Raw genomic sequence first — 20105 nt, forward strand, 5'->3', positions numbered from 1 at the left:
TTATGAATAGCCATCGTCAATGCCCGGCGGTACTGATCGCCGCACCGGCCTCCGGTCAGGGCAAGACCACCGTCACCGCCGCGCTCGCCCGTTTGCATCGCAATCAGGGGCGCAAGGTTCGTGTGTTCAAATGCGGCCCGGACTTTCTCGACCCGATGATTCTCGAGCGCGCCAGCGGTGCACCGGTTTATCAACTCGACATGTGGATGGTCGGCGAGCAAGAAAGTCGGCGTCTATTGTGGGAGGCCGCTGGCGAAGCCGATCTGATCCTCATCGAAGGCGTCATGGGGCTATTCGACGGTACGCCGTCCAGCGCCGATCTGGCGCGGCACTTCGGTGTGCCGGTGCTCGGCGTGATCGACGGCACCGCCATGGCACAGACCTTTGGCGCGCTGGCCCTGGGCCTTGCGCGTTATCAGCCGGACTTGCCGTTTGCCGGTGTGCTGGCCAATCGGGTCGGCACCGTGCGCCATGCGCAGTTGCTCGAAGGCAGCCTGACTGAAGGCTTGCGCTGGTATGGCGCGCTGTCCCGGGAGACCGGGATCGAATTGCCGAGTCGGCATCTCGGCCTGGTTCAGGCCAGCGAACTGAATGATCTCGACCTGCGTCTCGATGCGGCCGCCGACTCATTAGCCAGCAGTTGCGACGTGGCGCTGCCGCCAGCCGTGGAATTCGCCGCGCCTGAAATGATCGCAGCCGAACCGTTGCTGGCCGGTGTTCGGATTGCCGTGGCCCGGGACGAAGCTTTCGCGTTTACCTACGGCGCGAGCCTGGATCTGCTGCGGGCCATGGGCGCCGAATTGACTTTCTTTTCGCCGATCCGCGACAGCGAATTACCTGAGGCAGACAGCCTCTATCTGCCGGGCGGTTACCCTGAATTGCACCATGTAGCGTTGTCGCAAAACACGCCGATGCTGACCGCGATCCGCGCTCACCACGCGGCGGGCAAACCGTTGCTGGCCGAGTGTGGCGGCATGCTGTATCTGCTGGATTCCTTGACCGATGTCGAGGGCACTCGCGCTGAACTGGTTGGCTTGCTGGCCGGTGATGCGGTGATGCAGAAGCGTCTTGCCGCGCTGGCCTTGCAGGAGGTCGAATTGCCGGAAGGTTTGCTGCGTGGGCACACCTATCACCACTCGCTGACCAGCACCGGGCTTGAGCCGATTGCTCGAGGTTTGAGCCCCAATGGCGGACGAGGGGCGGAGGCGGTTTATCGTGAGGGGCGGATGACGGCCTCTTATGTACATTTTTATTTTCCGTCCAATCCATCGGCGATTGCAGCGCTGTTTGTGCCTGACCTTGAGGACGCCTTCGCGAGCAAGCCCGCTCCCACAGGGGAATGCAATTCAAATGTGGGAGCGGGCTTGCTCGCGAAGAGGCCATGACCGACAACACATTTTCCGAAGCCGAACGCACAGCCGTTTACCGAGCCATCGCCGAGCGCCGCGACATGCGGCACTTCAGCGGCGGCACGGTCGAACCCGAGTTACTGAGGCGTCTGCTCGAAGCCGCGCACCAAGCGCCGAGTGTCGGCCTGATGCAGCCCTGGCGTTTCATCCGCATCAGCGACCGGGCACTGCGCGGCAAGATTCAACAGCTGGTGGAAGAAGAACGCATCCGCACCGCCGAAGCCCTCGGCGAACGCTCCGACGAATTCATGAAGCTCAAGGTCGAAGGCATCAACGACTGCGCCGAGGTGCTGGTCGCCGCGCTGATGGACGATCGTGAGCGGCATATCTTCGGCCGTCGTACATTGCCGGAAATGGACATGGCATCGCTGTCCTGCGCCATCCAGAACCTTTGGCTCGCATCCCGCGCCGAAGGCCTTGGCATGGGCTGGGTGTCATTGTTCGAGCCACAAGCGCTGGCGGATTTGCTGGGTTTACCGGTCGGGGCCAAGCCTTTGGCTGTTCTTTGCCTGGGGCCGGTCAAGGAATTCTACCCGGCGCCGATGCTGGTACTTGAAGGCTGGGCGCAGGCGCGTCCACTCAGCGAATTGCTGTATGAAAATTATTGGGGAGTGAGTCAATGAGTGTGGCGTTGTTGAGTGTCGCCGCGGTCGCGCTGGATGCGCTGCTGGGTGAGCCCAAACGCTGGCATCCGCTGGTGGCGTTCGGTCGTTTTGCCGATCGCATCGAGCAACGTTTCAACTCCGGTGGCCGCGGCTGGCGCAGTCACGGCGTTACGGCCTGGGTGATGGCGGTCGTGCCGCTGACCTTGTTGGCCACCGCACTTTCCTGGGCGCCTTACGTTGGCTGGATTGTCGAGATTCTCTTGCTCTATTGTGCCCTCGGCATGCGCAGTCTCGGCGAGCACGTCGAGCCGGTGGCCAAGGCCCTGCGCAGCGATGATCTGATCGAGGCGCGCAAACGTGTTGGTTATCTGGTCAGCCGTCAGACCAGCGAACTGGATGAAACCGAAGTCGCCCGCGCCGCCACCGAATCGGTGCTGGAGAACGGCAGCGATGCGGTATTCGCCGCGCTGTTCTGGTTTGCCGTGGCGGGCGCGCCCGGCGTGGTGCTTTATCGCCTGAGCAATACCCTCGACGCGATGTGGGGTTATCGCAACGAACGCTTCGAACGTTTCGGTTGGGCTGCGGCGAAGATCGATGATGTTCTGAACTACATTCCTGCACGTCTGGTGGCATTGACCTACGCGCTGCTGGGTAAAACCCGACTGGCATTGAAGTGCTGGCGTACCCAGGGCCCGACCTGGGACAGCCCGAATGCCGGGCCGGTGATGGCGGCCGGTGCTGGCGCGCTGGGTGTCGAGTTGGGTGGGGCGGCGATTTATCACGGTGAACTGCATCAGCGTCCGCAGTTGGGCGAAGGCGTGCCGGCGGATGCCGATTCCATCAACCGTGGCTGGCAATTGGTCCAGCGCGGGGTATGGTTATGGCTGCTGATTCTCTGCGTGGGGGCTGAATTCTATGCTTGAACACGGTGGCCGCTTGCGCAAGGCGGCGCTTGAATACGGCATTGCCGAAGCCGATTGGCTCGACCTGTCCAGTGGCCTGGCGCCTTGGCCATTCCCGGTTCCGGACATCCCGCTGCGGGCCTGGGCGCGGTTGCCGGAAAACGATGACGGTCTGGAGCAGGCTGCCTGCGACTATTACGGTGCGGCTCAGGTGTTGCCGGTGGCCGGCTCGCAAATGGCGATCCAGTTGCTGCCGCGGTTGCGCCGGGCCGGCAAGGTCGGCGTGCTGTCGCCGTGTTACGCCGAACACGCCCAAGCCTGGCGTCGCAACGGGTACATCGTGCGTGAAGTGCTGGAGTCGGAAGTCGATTTCTTTCTCGACAGCCTCGACGTGCTGGTGGTGGTCAACCCGAACAATCCCACGGGGTTGAGCCTGACTCCGGCTCGCCTGCTGGATTGGCATGCGCGGCTGGCCCAGCGCGGAGGCTGGCTGGTGGTGGACGAGGCGTTCATGGACAACACCCCGCATTTGAGTCTGGCGCCGTTCGCCAATCAGATCGGCTTGATCGTGCTGCGCTCCTTCGGCAAGTTCTTCGGCCTGGCCGGTGTGCGACTGGGGTTTGTGCTGGCCGAGCGCAAGTTGCTCAAGCTGCTGGCCGAACAGGTCGGACCCTGGGCGGTCAGTGGGCCGACCCGAGTGTTGGGTCAGGCGTGCCTGACGGATACGGACGGGCACACCCGACAGCGCATTCGTACCGACGAGGCCGGCGAGCGTTTGGCGTTGCTGCTTGAACAGCACGGTTTCAAACCTCAGGGCGGCTGCGCATTGTTCCAATGGCTGATCATCGAGTGCGCCGAAGCACTGCACGAATTCATGGCCCGGCGCGGCATTCTGCTGCGGTTGTTCACCCACAACAGCAGCCTGCGGTTTGGCTTGCCCGCCGATGAAGCGGATTGGCTGCGTCTTGAGCAAGCGCTTGAAGCCTACGTTAAGGAAGCGCAATGACTACGTTGATGGTGCAGGGCGCGACTTTGATGGTGCAGGGCACTACATCGGACGCCGGTAAAAGCACACTGGTGACGGCGCTATGCCGCTGGGTTACGCGCCAGGGTGTCAGCGTCGTGCCGTTCAAGCCGCAGAACATGGCTCTCAACAGCGCGGTGACCGCTGACGGTGGCGAGATTGGTCGCGCTCAAGCGGTGCAGGCCCAGGCCGCCAACCTTGAACCGCACACCGACATGAACCCGGTGCTGCTCAAACCCAATAGTGATACCGGTGCTCAAGTGATCATTCATGGCCGTGCAGTCACGACGATGAACGCGGTCGCCTATCACGACTACAAAGCCATCGCCATGCAAGCGGTACTGGCCTCCCATGAGCGGTTGAGTGCGGCGTATCCGGTGGTGATGGTCGAAGGGGCGGGTTCGCCGGCAGAGATCAACCTGCGGGCCGGCGACATCGCCAACATGGGTTTTGCCGAGGCGGTGGACTGCCCGGTGGTGCTGATCGCCGACATCAATCGCGGTGGAGTTTTCGCGCATTTGGTCGGTACGCTGGAGCTGCTGTCCCCCAGCGAACAGGCAAGGGTCAAAGGCTTCATCATCAACCGGTTTCGCGGCGACATCGCCTTGCTGCAACCAGGCCTCGATTGGCTGGAGGCGCGCACTGGCAAACCGGTGATTGGCGTTTTGCCTTATGTGATGGACCTGCATCTTGAGGCCGAGGATGGTCTCGATCAGCGGCAGACCGACAAGGCCGATCAGGTACTCAACGTGGTGGTGCCGGTACTGCCGCGCATCAGCAACCACACCGATTTCGATCCGTTGCGCCTGCATCCGCAAGTGGACCTGCAATTCATCGGCCTCGGTCAGGCGATTCCGCCGGCCGACCTGATCATTCTTCCTGGCTCGAAAAGCGTGCGCAGTGACCTCGCATACTTGCGAGCCAACGGTTGGGACACGGCGATCTCGCGGCACTTGCGCTACGGCGGAAAAGTGCTGGGGATCTGCGGCGGTCTGCAAATGCTCGGCGAGCACGTGCACGACCCGCTGGGCCTTGAAGGCGCGCCGGGTTCCAGTGCTGGCTTGGGCCTGCTGGCGTTCGAAACGCAGCTCGAAGAAGAGAAGCAGTTGCGCAATGTGCGTGGGCGCCTGGCGCTGGAAGATGCGCAGGTTAGTGGCTATGAAATTCATGCCGGCGTGACCACCGGCCCAGCACTGGAAAATGCTGCGGTGCAGCTCGACGATGGTCGCTGCGATGGCGCGCAAAGTGTCGATGGGCAGCTTTTCGGTACGTATCTGCATGGGCTGTTCGAGTCACCGGCGGCGTGCAGTGCGCTGTTGCGCTGGGCCGGGTTGCAGGATGTGCAGGAGGTCGATTACCACGCTTTGCGTGAGCGCGATATCGAACGGTTGGCGGATCTGGTGGAGAAGCATCTGGATACTTCGCTGTTGCGTGAACTCTGTGGGATTTGAGGTGGTGCTGAGGGCCTCTTCGCGGGCAAGCCTCGCTCCTACGGTATGGAGGTGTTTGCAGAATTCGTGAACGCCCCAACCCCTGTAGGAGCGAGGCTTGCCCGCGAAGAGGCCTGCCCCGACACCGCACATTTTAAGGAATGACCATGTTGCAACTGATCCTCGGCGGCGCCCGCTCCGGCAAAAGCCGTCTGGCTGAAAAACTGGCGACAGACAGTCAGCTCCAAGTCACTTATATAGCCACCTACATCGCCACCAGCCAATCTCAAGACGGTGAAATGAACGAACGGGTGGCCCATCACCGCGCCCGTCGTCCGGCCGAATGGGCATTGATCGAAGAACCGCTGGAGCTCGCCCGTGTGCTGCGCGAAAACGCCAGTGCCGATCGTTGCTTGCTGGTGGATTGCCTGACGCTGTGGCTGACCAATCTGCTGATGCTCGACGATGCCGAGCGCTTGTCGGCCGAACGCGAAGCCCTGCTGGACTGCCTGGCGTCATTGCCGGGTGAAATCATTTTTGTCAGCAACGAGACCGGCATGGGTGTCGTGCCGTTGGGCGAATTGACTCGCCGCTATGTCGATGAAGCCGGTTGGCTGCATCAAGCCTTGGCCGAGCGCTGTCAGCGAGTCGTCCTGACCGTTGCCGGCCTGCCCCTGACTTTGAAAGGAACTGCGTTATGACTCACGCCTGGTGGCTGAACCCGTGTAAGCCAATCGACGCGCAAGCGGTCGAACAGGCGCTGGTACGTCAACAGCAACTGACCAAACCTGCCGGCTCACTCGGCCGGCTCGAATCGGTGGCGGTGCAACTGGCCGGGTTGCAGGGGCAGGTCAAGCCGACACTCGATCAGCTGTGGATTGCGATTTTTGCCGGTGACCATGGTGTGGTTGCCGAAGGGGTGTCGGCGTTTCCGCAGGAAGTCACCGGGCAGATGCTGCTCAACTTTGTCAGCGGCGGCGCGGCGATCAGCGTGTTGGCGCGGCAGTTGGGGGCTTCCTTGGAAGTGGTGGATCTCGGCACCGTCACGCCGTCGTTGAATCTGCCGGGTGTGCGTCACCTCAACATTGGCCCGGGCACGGCGAATTTCGTCCAGGGACCGGCGATGACTCAGGCTCAGGGTGAACTCGCCTTGCAGGCCGGCCGCGACAGTGTGCAGCGCGCCATCGCAGCCGGCGCGCAGTTGTTCATCGGTGGCGAAATGGGCATCGGCAACACCACCGCGGCCAGCGCGTTGGCCTGTGCGTTGCTCGATTGCCCGGTGGTGCATCTGGCTGGCCCGGGTACCGGATTGAACGCAGCGGGTGTCAGCCATAAAGCCCAGGTCATTGAACGTGCCTTGGCGTTGCATGGCGCTCAGCGTAGCAATGCGCTGCAAACTTTGTTCAACCTCGGCGGTTTCGAAATCGCTGCGCTGGTCGGCGCGTACCTGGCCTGTGCTCAGGAAGGTATCGCGGTGTTGGTCGACGGGTTTATTTGCAGTGTCGCTGCGTTGGTGGCGGTGCGTTTGAATCCGGCCTGCCGTGAGTGGTTACTGTTCGGTCATCGCGGCGCCGAGCCAGGCCATCGCCATGTGCTCGAAACCCTGAACGCCGAACCGTTGCTGGACCTTGGCCTGCGACTGGGCGAGGGCAGTGGTGCGGCATTGGCCGTGCCATTGTTGCGTCTGGCGTGTGACCTGCACGGGCAGATGGCGACGTTCGCCGAAGCCGCAGTGGCGGATCGCCCGGCATGACCTTGCGCCTGGACCTGTTGCGCCATGGCGAAACCGAACTCGGCGGCGGTTTACGCGGCAGCCTCGACGATGCGCTGACCGGCAAGGGCTGGGAGCAAATGCGCGCCGCGGTGATCGAGCAGGGGCCCTGGGATCGATTGGTCAGTTCGCCGTTGCAGCGTTGCGCGCTTTTTGCTGAAGAGCTTGGGGCGCAACTGGGGTTGCCGGTGCAACTGGATAAGGACCTGCAAGAATTGCACTTCGGCGCCTGGGAAGGGCAGAGCGCCGCGGCACTGATGGAAACCAGCGCCGAGGCGTTGGGCTTGTTCTGGGCGGATCCTTATTCGTTCACGCCGCCAGACGGTGAGCCGGTGGCGGACTTTTCTGCGCGAGTGTTGGCGGCCATCGAACGGCTGCGCGCGGCCTATGAGGGTGAGCGGATCTTGCTGATCAGCCATGGCGGCGTCATGCGTTTGTTGCTGGCCCAAGCGCGCGGATTGCCGCGTGAGCAGTTGCTCAACGTTGAAGTCGGCCACGGCGCGTTGTTTTCGTTGTCGGTCGAACCCGGCGTCTTGTTAAGGGAAGCGATCTGACCATGTTGCCGTTCTGGATCGCCCTGCAATTTTTGAGCAGCCTGCCAATTCGTTTGCCGGGTATGCCGACGCCCGAGGAACTGGGCCGGTCGCTGCTGTTTTATCCGCTGGTCGGTTTGCTGTTCGGCGCCATTCTGTGGGGGCTGAACTGGCTATTGCTGGGCGCGCCATTATTGCTTCACGCCGTATTGCTGCTGAGTGTTTGGGTCGTGCTCAGCGGCGCGTTGCACCTGGATGGCCTGGCCGATAGCGCCGATGCGTGGCTCGGGGGTTACGGCGACCGTGAACGCACCTTGACCATCATGAAAGACCCGCGCAGCGGGCCGATCGCCGTGGTGACGCTGGTCTTGGTATTGCTGCTCAAGTTTGCCGCGTTGCTGGCGTTGATCGAGCAACAGCACAGCGTGGCCCTGATCATCGTTCCACTGCTTGGCCGCAGCGCGTTACTGGGCTTATTCCTCTCCACACCTTACGTGCGTCCCGGTGGGCTGGGGCAGGCGCTGGCCGACCATCTGCCGCGTTTGGCCGGCAAACAGGTGTTGGTGATCAGTGCGGTGGCCTGTGTGCTGATGGCTGGCCTCAGCGCCGTATGGGCGCTTGCACTGGCGGCAGCGGTGTTTGTCTGGTTGCGGCAAGTGATGGTGCGACGATTGGGCGGGACGACGGGCGATACGGCGGGGGCGTTGCTGGAATTGCTGGAGGTGGCGATGCTGGTGGGGCTTGCATTGCTCTGAACCCCTGTAGGAGCGAGGCTTGCCCGCGAAGGCGGAGTGCCAGTCGATATCAATGTTGACTGTGCCGCCGCCTTCGCGGGCAAGCCTCGCTCCTACGGTAATATGTGTCGAAAGATTTGCTTTCATTTAACCGCGGGTATATACACGCACTATGCTTCCTTCTCAATGTTTGTGCACTAACCTGCGTCGCGCCGCTCGTGGCGTCAGCAGGCATTACGACGGCGCCCTCGACGGCTTCGGGATTAACGTTGCCCAGTATTCTCTGCTGTGCAATCTGCAGCGTCTGGATCAGCCAAGCATCTCGTCCCTGGCCGAAGCCATGGGCCTGGATCGCAGCACTCTCGGGCGTAATCTGCGGGTGCTGGAGGGCGAAGGTCTGGTGACGCTGGTTGAAGGCGAGGACATGCGCAATCGCATCGTCCTGCTCACCGAGACAGGCCGCGAACGCCTGGCGGCGGCGTTGCCAGCCTGGGAAGCGGCGCAGCAGCGGTTGATCGATCGCCTAGGTGCCGAGAAGCGTGAAATTTTGCTGAAGTTGCTGGATGAACTGGCTTGAGGCCAGTTTGTTCGATCTTAAGCGGGTATATACCCGCTACCGGAGAACAAGAATGACATCAATGTGGCGTACATGCGGTTGGGTGCTGTTGGGGAGTGCGCTGATTCTGGCGTTGTCATTGGGTGTGCGACACGGCTTCGGGCTGTTTTTGGCGCCCATGAGTGCCGAGTTCGGCTGGGGTCGCGAAGTGTTTGCCTTCGCCATTGCTTTGCAGAACCTGATCTGGGGCCTGGCCCAGCCATTCACCGGCGCACTGGCCGACCGCTTTGGCGCTGCGAAGGTGGTGTTGATCGGTGGTGTTCTGTACGCCTTGGGTCTGGTGTTCATGGGGCTGTCCGATTCGGCGGTGACCTTGTCCTTGAGCGCGGGGCTGTTGATCGGTATCGGCCTGTCAGGCACCTCGTTTTCGGTGATCCTCGGCGTGGTCGGCCGTGCCGTGCCACCGGAAAAACGCAGCATGGGCATGGGTATCGCCAGCGCCGCCGGTTCTTTCGGTCAATTCGCCATGTTGCCCGGCACGCTCGGGTTGATCGGCTGGCTTGGCTGGTCTGCGGCATTGCTGGTGTTGGGTCTGGTGGTGGCGCTGATCGTGCCGCTGGTGAGCATGCTCAAAGACAAACCGCTGCCGGTGCTCGGGCACGAGCAAACCCTCTCTGAAGCGTTACGCGAAGCCTGTTCCCATTCAGGATTCTGGCTGTTGGCGTTCGGTTTTTTTGTCTGCGGTTTTCAGGTGGTGTTCATCGGTGTGCACTTGCCGGCTTATCTGGTGGACCAGCACTTGCCGGCCTCCGTTGGCACCACGGTGCTGGCTCTGATCGGGCTGTTCAATATCTTCGGTACCTATACCGCGGGCTGGCTTGGCGGGCGGATGTCCAAGCCGCGCTTGCTCACCGGTTTGTATCTGTTGCGGGCGGTGGTGATTGTGCTGTTCCTCTGGGCGCCGGTCACTCAGGTCACGGCTTATCTGTTCGGCATGGCCATGGGGTTTCTCTGGTTGTCGACGGTGCCCTTGACCAATGGCACGGTGGCGACCTTGTTCGGTGTACGAAATTTGTCCATGCTCGGTGGGATCGTTTTCCTCTTCCATCAGCTCGGCTCGTTCCTCGGCGGCTGGTTGGGTGGGGTGGTGTATGACCGAACCGGGAGTTATGACTTGATCTGGCAGGTGGCGATTCTCTTGAGTCTGGTGGCCGCAGCTCTGAACTGGCCGGTGCGCGAGCAGCCGGTGGCGCGTCTGCAAACCCGGATGAGTGCCGCATGAACAGTCTCTGGCCGCAGATGGCTGCTATCGGCGTCGGCATATTGTTACTGGCCCTGGCATGGTGGGGCTGGCAACAGGGTGGCCTGGCATTGATGCAGCTGGGCATGGGTGCTTGCTAGCGAGCGGCGAAGGCGAGTAATTTCGTTTTCTGACGATTGTTCAAGGATGCACCGACATGCTGATGCGTTGGCTTGCAGTTCCCGCATTGTTGATGGCTTTTACCGGGCTGGCCCAGGCGGCAGAATGCCCGGAATTGTTACAAGGCTCTTTGCCCAAGCTGCGCGCCAAGGAATCCATCGATCTGTGCCAGCGCTTCGCCGGTAAGCCGCTGGTGGTGGTCAATACCGCGAGCTTCTGTGGCTTCGCTCCGCAATTCAAAGGCCTTGAGGCGCTGTATCAGCGTTACAAGGATCAAGGGCTTGAAGTGGTTGGTGTGCCGTCCAATGACTTCAAGCAGGAGTCCAAGGATGGCGCAGAGACTGCCAAGGTTTGTTACGTGAACTACGGCGTGACTTTCACCATGACCGAGCCGCAGAAAGTCCGCGGCGATGACGCAACGCATTTGTTCAAGGTTCTCGCGGAACAAAGCAGTTCGCCGAAGTGGAATTTCTACAAGTACGTGGTCGATCGCCAAGGCAAGGTGATCGCCAATTTCTCCAGCCTGACCAAGCCGGATAATCCTGAGTTCATCGAGGCGGTGGAGAAAGCCCTCGCATCGAACCCCTGATCGACGCGCACTAAAAAGCCCCGCCTCTGTACAAGAGCGCGGGGCTTTTTCAATTCAGGCGGCGAGGGAGTCGCCGTGAATCATCAGAAACGGTATGTTGCGCCAACACCGAAACCGTTCGCATAGTTTTCATACTCTGCGCTGTAGTTCTGACGGCCGTTGCTGTTGTTGACCTTGACCGACTCTTCGCGCAGGTACGAGTACGCTACGTCGATGGTCAGGTCGTCGGTCGGGCTCCAGCCGGCGCCCAGGCTGAAAATCTTGCGATCGCCAGTCGGAATGCGCGGGGATCGGTTTTCGTTATTGGTCGGTGCCTGGTCAACGGACAGGCCGGTACGCAGAACCCATTGTTTGTTCAACTGGTACGAAGCGCCGATGGCGTGCGCCCAGGTGTCGTGCCAGTTCTGCTCTTCGGTGATGGTGCCGAACTGGCCATTGAGGAGGGCCGGAACGCCTTTGTTTTCGACGGTGATTTCTTTCAGGCGGCTCCAGCGAGTCCAGGTGCTACCTGCGTATAGCGTCCACTGGTCATCCAGTTGATGAGTGACCGAGAAGTCGACCGACTCAGGCGTGGTGATATCCAGAGACGCATCGTACTTCTGGTTCGGGTTCTGACCAACGGCACGGAGGAGGTTGTAATTGACCTTGGTGTCGCCTTCGAGCTTGTACTTCACTTTCGAGTGGTAGGTCAGGCCGACGCGCGTGCTGTCGGTGGCTTGAACCAGCACGCCGATGTTGTAGCCCAGCGCGGTGTCGTCACCCTTGATCTTGACCTTGCCGTCCGGTGCGGCCTGAGTGATCGACAGGTTCGATTCCAGGGTGCCGGCAATGTGGTTGATGGTCGGACCAAAACCGATCGATACCTTGTCGTTGAAGGCGTAGCTGACGGTTGGCTGAAGAGTCACGATTTTGACTTCGCTCTTGCTGCCGAAGTATTTGCCGGCGAAGCCGTTCTCGTAGTCGGTCACCAGGCCGAATGGAGCGTAGACGCCGAAACCGAATGCCCACTGGTCATCGATTGGCTTTACGTAGTAGCCCATGGGCACGCCCATGAAAGGGACCATGTCACCTTTGTTGGTGCCACTATTCGGACTGGAACTCGCATCACTGATATCAGCGTGCGCGTCGATAAATGCAACACCACCGGTCACTTGTTCGCGCTTGAGGCGAGACATGCCGGCAGGGTTACCAAAAACTGTAGATGCGTCGTCGGCAGATGAAGATCGCCCGGCAAAACCTGTCCCCATCCCGCTGATGCTTTGTTCGTTGAGTGCGAAGCCACTTGCGAAGAGTTGGGTGGATGCCATGGCAACGGCGAGGCTAATGGTGGTTTTGAGCATTACTTTTTTCATTATTAGAATTCCTGGTGATCACCGGGGCGGAAATTACCAAGATTTTCGTCTGGGCGCTATAGCCTGTAACGCTTGAGTTAGAGCGGTTTTGTAGGACAATCCGACCAAAATCGCTGCCTGTTGTGCGATTTTCGGAAATGGGTGGATCAGCAGGCGACCTGATTCAACGATGAAACACAGGTCTGCCACGCGTAGGTGAAATCTCGCAGGCGACCTTGGGGCTGGAAAGTCTGGCGCCAGATTCGGGCCATTCCCAACAAGTCATCGGAGGCGGGGAGGGGAGTGTTCTGTTCTTCTACCAGCAGCCAGGCGATGGCAGTGGCGTAACGCAGGTTGACGGTCAATTCCAGATGCGGCCCGCTGAGAAAAGCATGCTGGCTGGCAAGGCCGCGGACCAGGCTTGCCCGATCAGGGTCCAGGGCCAGATAGTGATCCCAAAGGGCCTGGTGGCGGGGTTCGGTGATTCGGTACAGGCCGTGTCCACGGCGGTCATGCAGGGCTGAACCAAGGGCTGACTGACTGGCGGCGATGCCCAGTAGCAGGGATTCGGCAGTTGCGCTATGGCGTCCGAGGTAGATCAACGTCGGACGGATCACATAACGACACAGTTCGCTGGCAGCGATTCCCATAAAGCCCTCGAAACATGAGGTGGTCGGCGATACCTGAAGGGCCTTGGCAGCAGTGGATCGATTCAGGCTCGCCGCAAGCGGATCAAGCCGCTTGAGTTGAAGTGTAGTGTCATTATTTCGCTGTAAAGGACTGTTTTTAAAATATTTCTGGCTTCGAGTTATAACCGTTATATCGGTTGGTGCTTAGCCGCAGGTCACGAAATGAGAAATATCGGGCAATAAAAAGCCCCGCTTTTGAGCAGGGCTTTTTAGGTTTTCAGCTTTTCTGGCGTCTCAGGCAACCAGTGCCTGGCGAGTACGCTCGATCACAGCCTGCAGCGGTTCTGCGCTGGAGTATTGATCAGGGTACAGGCGTTCGCTGTGACGAGCGATGCCGTGTTCGTTGACCAGAGTGAAGCTGAAGCAGCCTTTGCGAGCGGCCATAATCAGGCAGTTCATTGGAGCAAAAGCGTTGGTTAGGGTGCGAATGGCATCCTGAGTGTGGATTTGAGTGGACATAATTGGTGTTCCTACAAGCGACACGGATAAGAACCGTGCAAAGTTAAAACGTTCCAGTGACGACGACCACCATTGGTCGAACGAAGAACCCGACTGGAACAAAGCAGCCAGTTTGAAGCGCTGATAAATTGGCGCGCTTGGGCTGGCAGGTAGGTACTTAGGAGGGCAGGCAACACATCAAGGGCAAAGGTTCTGGGCCCGGGGTGAAGATCCTGATCAATTTGCAGGCTGGTTCGGTCAGAGTAAGTGAGCTTGGCAACACCCTTTGCTTTCGATTCAAAGGCTGCGTTGGCGCAAGATTTACCTGGAAACCATCGAGGTGGTCGATCCCGTTTTGTCGGTGGAGGCTTCTCTTAGGGAAGGCTGACCGGGGGATTTGTTCGACCAGAATTGACTTTCAGCTTGGTACTAACGCCGCGGATACTAACGGATTGAACTGCAGAAGGGAAGGCTGTTTGTAAAAAAGCGCTGAAGTGCCTGTCGGCAAGTCTTGATTGAGCGGTCAAAGAGCAGGCCAGTGCCCCGCAATAGCCCAGAACCCGACCGTTGATCCGAGCGAACGAGCGAGTCAGGATCGACCGGCGGCACGGGTTGCTCGGGTTTATCCCCAGACGCTACCGAAAAGCGCGCCGAAAAAGCGCATCGATATAACAGCCTCACAGGTACTTGTGCACATAAATTGCGCGAACTGTCATCCCACTGTCATCCTCGCCTCAAAGGGAGTGGGTGCCTGTAATGAAAATTTAAGTCAATGAAAAACATCGCTTTTTTTTACTGGTGAAAAAATCGTCAGTTTGACTGCGAGCCCCACGCCACACGGCTTTGCGCGAGTTCAAAGGCGGTTGTCCACTGAGTTATCCACAGCTTCTGTGGATTGTCCCAAGCGCTTGCTCTAGGACGGGCGTGCAGGCTTTTTTCGACTTTACCTGTACGAAAAAAAGAGTAGAGTGGCGCGCCTTCCGATCTGCCCTACAGTGCTTTATGAAGTTTCGCTCAGTATCAATCTCTGCTGCTTCCACCCCTCCCAGTGTTACCCCACCCAAGCGCTTTTCGATGCGTGTGGCCGAGTGGCTACTCGACAGCCCGCGCCTGGGCGAAAACTCCAACATCAAACACTTCGCCGGACGCTTGCTTAAGCAGCCTGCCCGTGAAGGCGTCGTGGCCGCGCAAAGCCGTCTCGGCCAGCTGATGTGCCGCGAATGCGGTAATGCCCGGGATCGCCGCATTGGCCAGGAGCTCCTGCGTCAGGCCGCACGTGCGGGCGACCGACGTGCGCAACAGGAACTGGGCCTGAGCGAAGACTGAGCTGTCCAAGACCTGACGCCTTGGTTAACCTTCACGCTTTATCGAATCGGCAGGAGTGGTTATGGCGATGGACTTGACCAGCGCATTGCTGGGGCTGGCGGGCGCCGGGTTGCCGTTACTGGTACTGGCCTGGCAACTTCAGCGTCGGGCGAGTGCGGGGCAGGCCGAGCTGGCGCTGCTGGAAGAGCGCCTTGCCATCGCCCAACTGACGCAGGACGGCTTGAATGCTCAGCTTGACACTTGCCGTGATGAAATCGCAGACCTGAGCCAGGCCAACGCCGCCAAACAGGCCGATCTGGCCGCCGTGCGCCGTGAAGTAGAACTGCTGCAGATCGAACGCGACGACGCCCGCGACGCATCTCACGCCTGGAACATCGAACGCGCCGGCAAAGAAGCTGAGTTGCGTCGCCTCGACGCTCAGGCCGCCTCTCTCAATGCCGAGCTGCGTGAGCAGCAGGAAAGCCATCAGCAGCGTCTCAACGACCTTCAAGGCTCGCGAGACGAGCTGCGCGCGCAATTCGCCGAGCTGGCGGGCAAGATCTTCGACGAACGTGAGCAGCGTTTTGCCGAAACCAGTCAGCAGCGTTTGGGGCAATTGCTCGATCCGTTGAAGGAGCGCATTCAGTCGTTCGAAAAGCGCGTCGAGGAAAGCTATCAGGCTGAAGCCCGCGAGCGCTTTTCCCTGGCCAAGGAACTGGAACGGCTGCAACAACTGAACCTGCGCCTGAGCGACGAAGCCACTAACCTGACGCGGGCCTTGAAAGGGCAGAAAACCCAAGGCAACTGGGGCGAACTGATTCTCGAGCGGGTGCTTGAGCACGCGGGTCTGGAGAAGGGGCGTGAGTATCAGACCCAGGTCAATCTCAAGGGGCCGGACGGTGAGCGTTTCCAGCCGGATGTGATTATTTACCTGCCTGGCGACAAGCAGGTCGTGGTCGATTCCAAAGTCAGCCTCACGGCCTATCAGCAATACGTGGCGGCCGAGGATGATGCCATCGGCCAGATCGCCATCAAGCAGCATGTGCTGTCCCTGCGCACTCACGTCAAAGGCTTGGCCGGCAAGGACTACAAGCGGCTCGACGGCTTGCACAGCCTGGATTTCGTTCTGCTTTTCGTCCCGATCGAAGCGGCGTTTTCTGCGGCGTTGCAGGCTGAGCCGACGCTGTTTCAGGAGGCATTCGACCGCAATATCGTGATCGTCAGCCCAACCACGTTGCTGGCCACTTTGCGGGTCATCGACAGCTTGTGGAAGCAGGAGCGCCAGAGCCAGAACGCTCGGGAAATCGCCGAGCGCGCCGGTTGGCTGTACGACAAATTCGTGTTGTTTATTCAGGATTTGGACGAGGTCGGCAATCGCTTGCAGCAACTGGACAAGGCTTATAGCAACGCACGCAACAAGCTGACAGAAGGCCGTGGCAACCTGGTCAGTCGCAGCGAGCAGCTCAAGTTGCTCGGAGCGCGGGCCAGCAAGAGCTTGCCGGCGGACCTGCTGGAGCGGGCGATGACCGATGTCGATGGCTTGGCCGAACTGCCGGAGTAGCCGAAAAGCTTCGCGAGCAAGCCCGCTCCCACAGGGTTTGTGGTGTTCACTCTATTTGTGCAACAACACCAATCCACTGTGGGAGCGGGCTTGCTCGCGAAGGCGTCAATCGCCCCACTGCAGAGTTCAAACCTGCCGCACTACAACGGCAAATGCCGACTCAACAACGCCCGCAACGCCGCCGGTTTCACCGGTTTGGCCAGGTAATCCAGGCCCGCTGCATGCACCTGGGCCACCGTCTCCGGCCGTCCATCGGCACTGATCACCACCCCAGGCACCGGCTCGCCCAGTTGCGTGCGTAACCAGGCCATCAACTCGGTCCCGGTCTCGCCATCATCCAGATGGTAATCCACCAGCGCCAGTTGCGGGCGCATGCCATCGCCGAGCAGCGTCGCGCATTCCTCACGGTTGCGCGCGGTCCAGACCTGACAACCCCAGCGCGTCAGCAAACTGTTCATGCCGATCAGGATGCTGTCTTCGTTATCGATACACAGCACCTGCGCGCCGCTGAGCAAATGGCCATTGAGTTCGGCCACTTTGGCCGGCGTCGCGGCTTGTACCCGAGCCAGCGGTACGCTGACACTGAACACACTGCCGCGACCCGGCCAGGAACGCACGCGCAAGGTGTGACCCAGCACGCGACACAGCCCATCGGCAATCGCCAGGCCCAGGCCCAGACCTTTCTCGGCCCGGGTCTGGTGGCTGTCGAGGCGTTTGAATTCTTCGAAAATCACCTGCAGTTTGTCTTCTGGAATACCCGGTCCACGGTCCCAGACCTCAAGGCATAGCTCGCCGTTGCGCCGCCGAACGCCGAGCAGCACCGGCCCTTTGGCGTAGCGGAAGGCGTTGGTCAGGAAGTTCTGCAAAATCCGTCGCAGCAGTTTGATGTCGCTATCGACCCGCAGCGCGCTGCCCCTGACGCGAAATTTCAGCCCCTGTTCCTGCGCCAGAGCCTTGAACTCGGCGCCCAGCGTATGGAATAAATCATTGAGCTCGAAGGGCTTACGATCAGGGTTGATCTTGCCATTTTCCAGGCGGGAAATGTCCAACAGGTCGCTGATCAGGTCCTCGGCCGAGCGTAGCGAACTGTCCAGATGATGAACCAGCTTGCGGGCTTCACTGGATAAATTTTCTTCCTGGTGGGAGAGGGCGGCAGAGAACAGCCGTGCAGCATTCAGCGGTTGCATCAAGTCATGGCTGACGGCGGCCAGGAAACGGGTTTTCGACTGGTTCGCCGATTCGGCGGTACCCTTGGCTTCGGTCAGGGCAACGTTGAGTTGCGACAATTCGTGGGTCCGTTCGATGACCCGTTGCTCGAGGCCTTCGTTCGCTTCGGTCAGCGCCTGTTCGGCCTCGCGGAATGCGGTGATGTCGGTGAAGCTCATGACGAAACCGCCGCCGGGCATCGGGTTACCGATCAGCTCGATCACTCGACCATTGGGGAACAACCGTTCGGAGGTATGGGCCCGACCCTGACGCATCCAGTGCAAGCGACGGGCGACGTGCACTTGCGCTTCGCCGGGGCCGCACAGACCGCGCTCGGCGTTGTAGCGAATGATGTCGGCAATCGGCCGGCCAACGCTGATCAAACCGTCGGGGTAATTGAACAGTTCAAGGTAGCGCCGGTTCCAGGCCACCAGTTTCAACGACTGGTCGACCACGCTGATACCTTGGGTGATGTTCTCGATGGCGCCTTGCAGCAGGGCGCGGTTGAATTGCAGCACTTCCGAGGTTTCGTCGGCGATCCGCACGACATCCTCGAGCTGCATTTCCCGGCCTTCGATGGCGGCTTTTACCACCGCCCGGGTCGAAGATGCGCCGAGTACGCCGGCCAGCAAGCGTTCGGTATGGGCGATCCATTCACCGTCAGCATTCTGGTTCGGGTTGAAGCCTTTGCCCTGACGGTAGGCGAAACGGATGAAACTCTGACGAGCGCGTTCTTCGCCGACAAAACGGGCAGCCAGTTGCAGCAAGTCGTTGATCTGTACTGCCAGCATTGAGCGGGCGTTGGGTCGCGCGCTGATTTCCTGGCCGATGAAGCGGCCGGCCTGCCAGTGCTCCGAAACCCGCGTGCGTGACAGTAGCGAGACCCAGGTGAACAAGGTGAAGTTGCCCGCCAGGGACAGCACCACGCCTTGAGTCAGCGGTGTGATCGGCAGGTTCAACGGGTTGCCTTGCAGCCAGGCCAGGCCTGGAAAACTGCTCAAGGGCAAGCCAAGACTGTTGGCGGCGATCGGCAACACCAACGTGTAGAACCAGAGGAACGTGCCGGCGGCCAGCCCGGCAAACACCCCACGACGGTTAGCCTGTTTCCAGTACAGCGCGCCAAGCATGGCCGGGGCCAGTTGGGTCACGGCGGCGAAGGCGATCTGGCCGATGGTTGCCAGGCTCGCGGTGGAGCCCAGCAGGCGATAACTGACGTAGGCCAACAGCAGAATGACCACGATGCTCACCCGGCGTACCGAAAGCATCCACTGGCGGAACACTTCGAATGGGCGCTCGGCGTTGTTACGTCGCAGCAACCACGGCAGCAACAGGTCGTTGGAAAGCATGGTCGACAGCGCCACGCTGGCCACGATCACCATACCGGTCGCCGCCGAAGCGCCGCCGATAAACGCCAGCATCGCCAGGGCAGGGTGAGATTGGGCCAGAGGCAGGCTGATGACGAATGAGTCCGGCAGCACCGAACTGGGCAGCAGCATCTGACCGGCCAGCGCGATCGGCACCACAAACAACGCCGCCAGCGCCAGATAGACAGGGAACACCCACTTGGCCAAACGCAGATCCTGGGGGTCGATGTTTTCCACCACGGTCACGTGGAATTGCCGGGGCAGGCAGATGATCGCCATCATCGCCACGCCGGTTTGCACCACCATGGACGGCCAGTTGATGGTTTCTTTCCAGTACGCTTCGAGGCGCGGGGCGAGCATGGCCTGGTCGAACAAGTCGTCGAAACCGTCGTACAGGCCGTAGGTCACGAACGCGCCGACTGCGAGAAAAGCGAACAGCTTGACCAGCGACTCAAAAGCAATCGCCAGCACCATGCCGCGGTGGTGTTCCGTGGCGTCGAGGTTGCGGGTACCGAAAACAATAGTGAACAGCGCCAGCACCAGGGATACGATCAGCGCCGTGTCTTGCGCGCGCGTGCCCATGGCGTCGGCACCGGCGCCGATCAGCAGGTTCACGCCCAACACGATGCCCTTGAGCTGCAAGGCGATGTACGGCAGCACGCCGACCAGACAGATCAGCGCCACCACCACCGCCAGCGACTGGGATTTGCCGTAGCGGGCGGCAATGAAGTCGGCGATGGAGGTGATGTTCTCCTGCTTGCTGATCATCACCATTTTTTGCAGGACCCACGGCGCGCACACCAGCAGCAGGATCGGCCCGAGGTAGATCGGCAGGAATGACCAGAGTTGCTCGGCCGCCTGGCCCACGGCACCAAAGAATGTCCAACTGGTGCAGTAAACGGCCAGCGACAGGCTGTACACCCAGGCACGCATCCGTGGCGGCAACGGCGTGCTGCGCCGATCACCGTAAAAGGCGATAGCGAACAGGATGGCCATATAGGCCAGGGCGACGGTGGCGATCAGTCCGATGGACAGCGACATGGGAACTCCAGACAAAAGACCTCCGGGGCTCCGCCCGGTCAGGACAGTCTCGCATGACCGCTTGAGTTAGTCAGTGTCGACCAAGGTCGTGACGTGGCGGGGTGTCGCAGGTTGGGAGTCAGTTCGATTTTTGGTGTGTTTGGGGGCCTCTTCGCGAGCAAGCCCGCTCCCACACTCGATCGTCAGTGAACACAAAA

General features: G+C 60.4%; 19 protein-coding genes. 15 read left to right on the forward strand and 4 right to left on the reverse strand.

Annotated elements, in window-relative coordinates; translation table 11 throughout:
• The first annotated feature begins 2 nt into the window (after positions 1 to 2).
• The 13 genes from KW837_RS01150 to KW837_RS01205 all read left to right on the forward strand — a co-directional run bounded on the left by KW837_RS01150 (position 3) and on the right by KW837_RS01205 (position 10973).
• Positions 3 to 1385, forward strand: a complete 1383-nt coding sequence (locus KW837_RS01150; protein ID WP_218394227.1) for a cobyrinate a,c-diamide synthase — start codon at positions 3 to 5, stop codon at positions 1383 to 1385.
• A complete protein-coding gene (bluB, locus tag KW837_RS01155) occupies positions 1382 to 2032 on the forward strand; it encodes a 5,6-dimethylbenzimidazole synthase (RefSeq protein ID WP_218394228.1) in 651 nt (216 codons plus the stop codon). The genes KW837_RS01150 and bluB overlap by 4 nt, the downstream gene beginning before the upstream one ends.
• On the forward strand, positions 2029 to 2937 hold the full coding sequence (gene cbiB / locus KW837_RS01160) for an adenosylcobinamide-phosphate synthase CbiB (protein ID WP_218394229.1): 909 nt from the start codon (positions 2029 to 2031) through the stop codon (positions 2935 to 2937). The genes bluB and cbiB overlap by 4 nt, the downstream gene beginning before the upstream one ends.
• Positions 2930 to 3922 carry a threonine-phosphate decarboxylase CobD gene (cobD, locus tag KW837_RS01165; RefSeq protein ID WP_218394230.1) on the forward strand — a complete coding sequence of 331 codons (993 nt, stop codon included), beginning with the start codon at positions 2930 to 2932 and terminating at the stop codon, positions 3920 to 3922. Before cbiB ends, cobD begins: the two co-directional genes overlap by 8 nt.
• 8 nt (positions 3923 to 3930) lie before the next feature.
• Positions 3931 to 5391 (forward strand): cobyric acid synthase, encoded by a 1461-nt coding sequence (locus KW837_RS01170; protein ID WP_371317114.1) that lies wholly within the window; start codon positions 3931 to 3933, stop codon positions 5389 to 5391.
• Between the two features lie 146 nt (positions 5392 to 5537).
• Positions 5538 to 6071, forward strand: coding sequence for a bifunctional adenosylcobinamide kinase/adenosylcobinamide-phosphate guanylyltransferase (cobU, locus tag KW837_RS01175; protein ID WP_218394231.1), 534 nt, complete (start codon positions 5538 to 5540; stop codon positions 6069 to 6071).
• On the forward strand, positions 6068 to 7123 hold the full coding sequence (cobT, locus tag KW837_RS01180; RefSeq protein ID WP_218394232.1) for a nicotinate-nucleotide--dimethylbenzimidazole phosphoribosyltransferase: 1056 nt from the start codon (positions 6068 to 6070) through the stop codon (positions 7121 to 7123). Before cobU ends, cobT begins: the two co-directional genes overlap by 4 nt.
• Positions 7120 to 7695 (forward strand): alpha-ribazole phosphatase family protein, encoded by a 576-nt coding sequence (cobC, locus tag KW837_RS01185; protein ID WP_218394233.1) that lies wholly within the window; start codon positions 7120 to 7122, stop codon positions 7693 to 7695. Before cobT ends, cobC begins: the two co-directional genes overlap by 4 nt.
• A 2-nt stretch (positions 7696 to 7697) precedes the next feature.
• Positions 7698 to 8429 carry an adenosylcobinamide-GDP ribazoletransferase gene (locus KW837_RS01190; RefSeq protein ID WP_218394234.1) on the forward strand — a complete coding sequence of 244 codons (732 nt, stop codon included), beginning with the start codon at positions 7698 to 7700 and terminating at the stop codon, positions 8427 to 8429.
• 151 nt (positions 8430 to 8580) lie between these two features.
• On the forward strand, positions 8581 to 8985 hold the full coding sequence (locus KW837_RS01195) for a MarR family winged helix-turn-helix transcriptional regulator (RefSeq protein WP_095051845.1): 405 nt from the start codon (positions 8581 to 8583) through the stop codon (positions 8983 to 8985).
• Between the two features lie 52 nt (positions 8986 to 9037).
• Positions 9038 to 10246 (forward strand): MFS transporter, encoded by a 1209-nt coding sequence (locus KW837_RS01200; protein WP_008013905.1) that lies wholly within the window; start codon positions 9038 to 9040, stop codon positions 10244 to 10246.
• Positions 10243 to 10365 carry a hypothetical protein gene (locus tag KW837_RS28640; protein ID WP_256348507.1) on the forward strand — a complete coding sequence of 41 codons (123 nt, stop codon included), beginning with the start codon at positions 10243 to 10245 and terminating at the stop codon, positions 10363 to 10365. Before KW837_RS01200 ends, KW837_RS28640 begins: the two co-directional genes overlap by 4 nt.
• Positions 10366 to 10421: 56 nt before the next feature.
• Entirely contained in the window at positions 10422 to 10973 is a 552-nt protein-coding gene (locus KW837_RS01205) for a glutathione peroxidase (RefSeq protein ID WP_218394235.1), read from the forward strand.
• An 83-nt stretch (positions 10974 to 11056) separates the two neighbouring features.
• Here KW837_RS01205 and KW837_RS01210 read toward each other — a convergent pair whose 3' ends face one another.
• The 3 genes from KW837_RS01210 to KW837_RS01220 form a co-directional block, all read right to left on the reverse strand.
• Complete coding sequence (locus tag KW837_RS01210) at positions 11057 to 12325, reverse strand: OmpP1/FadL family transporter (RefSeq protein ID WP_218394236.1); 1269 nt, start codon at positions 12323 to 12325, stop codon at positions 11057 to 11059.
• Between the two features lie 146 nt (positions 12326 to 12471).
• Positions 12472 to 12954, reverse strand: a complete 483-nt coding sequence (locus KW837_RS01215; protein ID WP_007898914.1) for a hypothetical protein — start codon at positions 12952 to 12954, stop codon at positions 12472 to 12474.
• Between the two features lie 273 nt (positions 12955 to 13227).
• Positions 13228 to 13452 carry a hypothetical protein gene (locus KW837_RS01220; protein ID WP_007898912.1) on the reverse strand — a complete coding sequence of 75 codons (225 nt, stop codon included), beginning with the start codon at positions 13450 to 13452 and terminating at the stop codon, positions 13228 to 13230.
• 981 nt (positions 13453 to 14433) lie between these two features.
• Here KW837_RS01220 and KW837_RS01225 point away from each other — a divergent pair.
• Positions 14434 to 14757, forward strand: a complete 324-nt coding sequence (locus KW837_RS01225; protein WP_123496183.1) for a sel1 repeat family protein — start codon at positions 14434 to 14436, stop codon at positions 14755 to 14757.
• Positions 14758 to 14932: 175 nt separating this feature from the next.
• Entirely contained in the window at positions 14933 to 16297 is a 1365-nt protein-coding gene (gene rmuC / locus KW837_RS01230) for a DNA recombination protein RmuC (RefSeq protein WP_218395136.1), read from the forward strand.
• A 140-nt stretch (positions 16298 to 16437) separates the two neighbouring features.
• Here rmuC and KW837_RS01235 read toward each other — a convergent pair whose 3' ends face one another.
• Positions 16438 to 19908 (reverse strand): PAS domain-containing hybrid sensor histidine kinase/response regulator, encoded by a 3471-nt coding sequence (locus tag KW837_RS01235; protein WP_218394237.1) that lies wholly within the window; start codon positions 19906 to 19908, stop codon positions 16438 to 16440.
• Positions 19909 to 20105: the final 197 nt, after the last annotated feature.

It is taken from the genome of Pseudomonas sp. PDM24, from assembly GCF_019218905.1.
Lineage (GTDB): Bacteria > Pseudomonadota > Gammaproteobacteria > Pseudomonadales > Pseudomonadaceae > Aquipseudomonas.

Excerpts from the sequence above, each read along its gene's own strand:
- KW837_RS01150 (WP_218394227.1), top strand. The coding sequence starts at position 3 with ATGAATAGCCATCGTCAATGCCCGGCGGTACTGATCGCCGCACCGGCC.
- bluB (WP_218394228.1), top strand. The coding sequence starts at position 1,382 with ATGACCGACAACACATTTTCCGAAGCCGAACGCACAGCCGTTTACCGA.
- cbiB (WP_218394229.1), top strand. The coding sequence starts at position 2,029 with ATGAGTGTGGCGTTGTTGAGTGTCGCCGCGGTCGCGCTGGATGCGCTG.
- cobD (WP_218394230.1), top strand. The coding sequence starts at position 2,930 with ATGCTTGAACACGGTGGCCGCTTGCGCAAGGCGGCGCTTGAATACGGC.
- KW837_RS01170 (WP_371317114.1), top strand. The coding sequence starts at position 3,931 with ATGGTGCAGGGCGCGACTTTGATGGTGCAGGGCACTACATCGGACGCC.
- cobU (WP_218394231.1), top strand. The coding sequence starts at position 5,538 with ATGTTGCAACTGATCCTCGGCGGCGCCCGCTCCGGCAAAAGCCGTCTG.
- cobT (WP_218394232.1), top strand. The coding sequence starts at position 6,068 with ATGACTCACGCCTGGTGGCTGAACCCGTGTAAGCCAATCGACGCGCAA.
- cobC (WP_218394233.1), top strand. The coding sequence starts at position 7,120 with ATGACCTTGCGCCTGGACCTGTTGCGCCATGGCGAAACCGAACTCGGC.
- KW837_RS01190 (WP_218394234.1), top strand. The coding sequence starts at position 7,698 with ATGTTGCCGTTCTGGATCGCCCTGCAATTTTTGAGCAGCCTGCCAATT.
- KW837_RS01195 (WP_095051845.1), top strand. The coding sequence starts at position 8,581 with ATGCTTCCTTCTCAATGTTTGTGCACTAACCTGCGTCGCGCCGCTCGT.
- KW837_RS01200 (WP_008013905.1), top strand. The coding sequence starts at position 9,038 with ATGACATCAATGTGGCGTACATGCGGTTGGGTGCTGTTGGGGAGTGCG.
- KW837_RS28640 (WP_256348507.1), top strand. The coding sequence starts at position 10,243 with ATGAACAGTCTCTGGCCGCAGATGGCTGCTATCGGCGTCGGCATATTG.
- KW837_RS01205 (WP_218394235.1), top strand. The coding sequence starts at position 10,422 with ATGCTGATGCGTTGGCTTGCAGTTCCCGCATTGTTGATGGCTTTTACC.
- KW837_RS01210 (WP_218394236.1), bottom strand. The coding sequence starts at position 12,325 with ATGAAAAAAGTAATGCTCAAAACCACCATTAGCCTCGCCGTTGCCATG.
- KW837_RS01215 (WP_007898914.1), bottom strand. The coding sequence starts at position 12,954 with ATGGGAATCGCTGCCAGCGAACTGTGTCGTTATGTGATCCGTCCGACG.
- KW837_RS01220 (WP_007898912.1), bottom strand. The coding sequence starts at position 13,452 with ATGTCCACTCAAATCCACACTCAGGATGCCATTCGCACCCTAACCAAC.
- KW837_RS01225 (WP_123496183.1), top strand. The coding sequence starts at position 14,434 with ATGAAGTTTCGCTCAGTATCAATCTCTGCTGCTTCCACCCCTCCCAGT.
- KW837_RS01235 (WP_218394237.1), bottom strand. The coding sequence starts at position 19,908 with ATGTCGCTGTCCATCGGACTGATCGCCACCGTCGCCCTGGCCTATATG.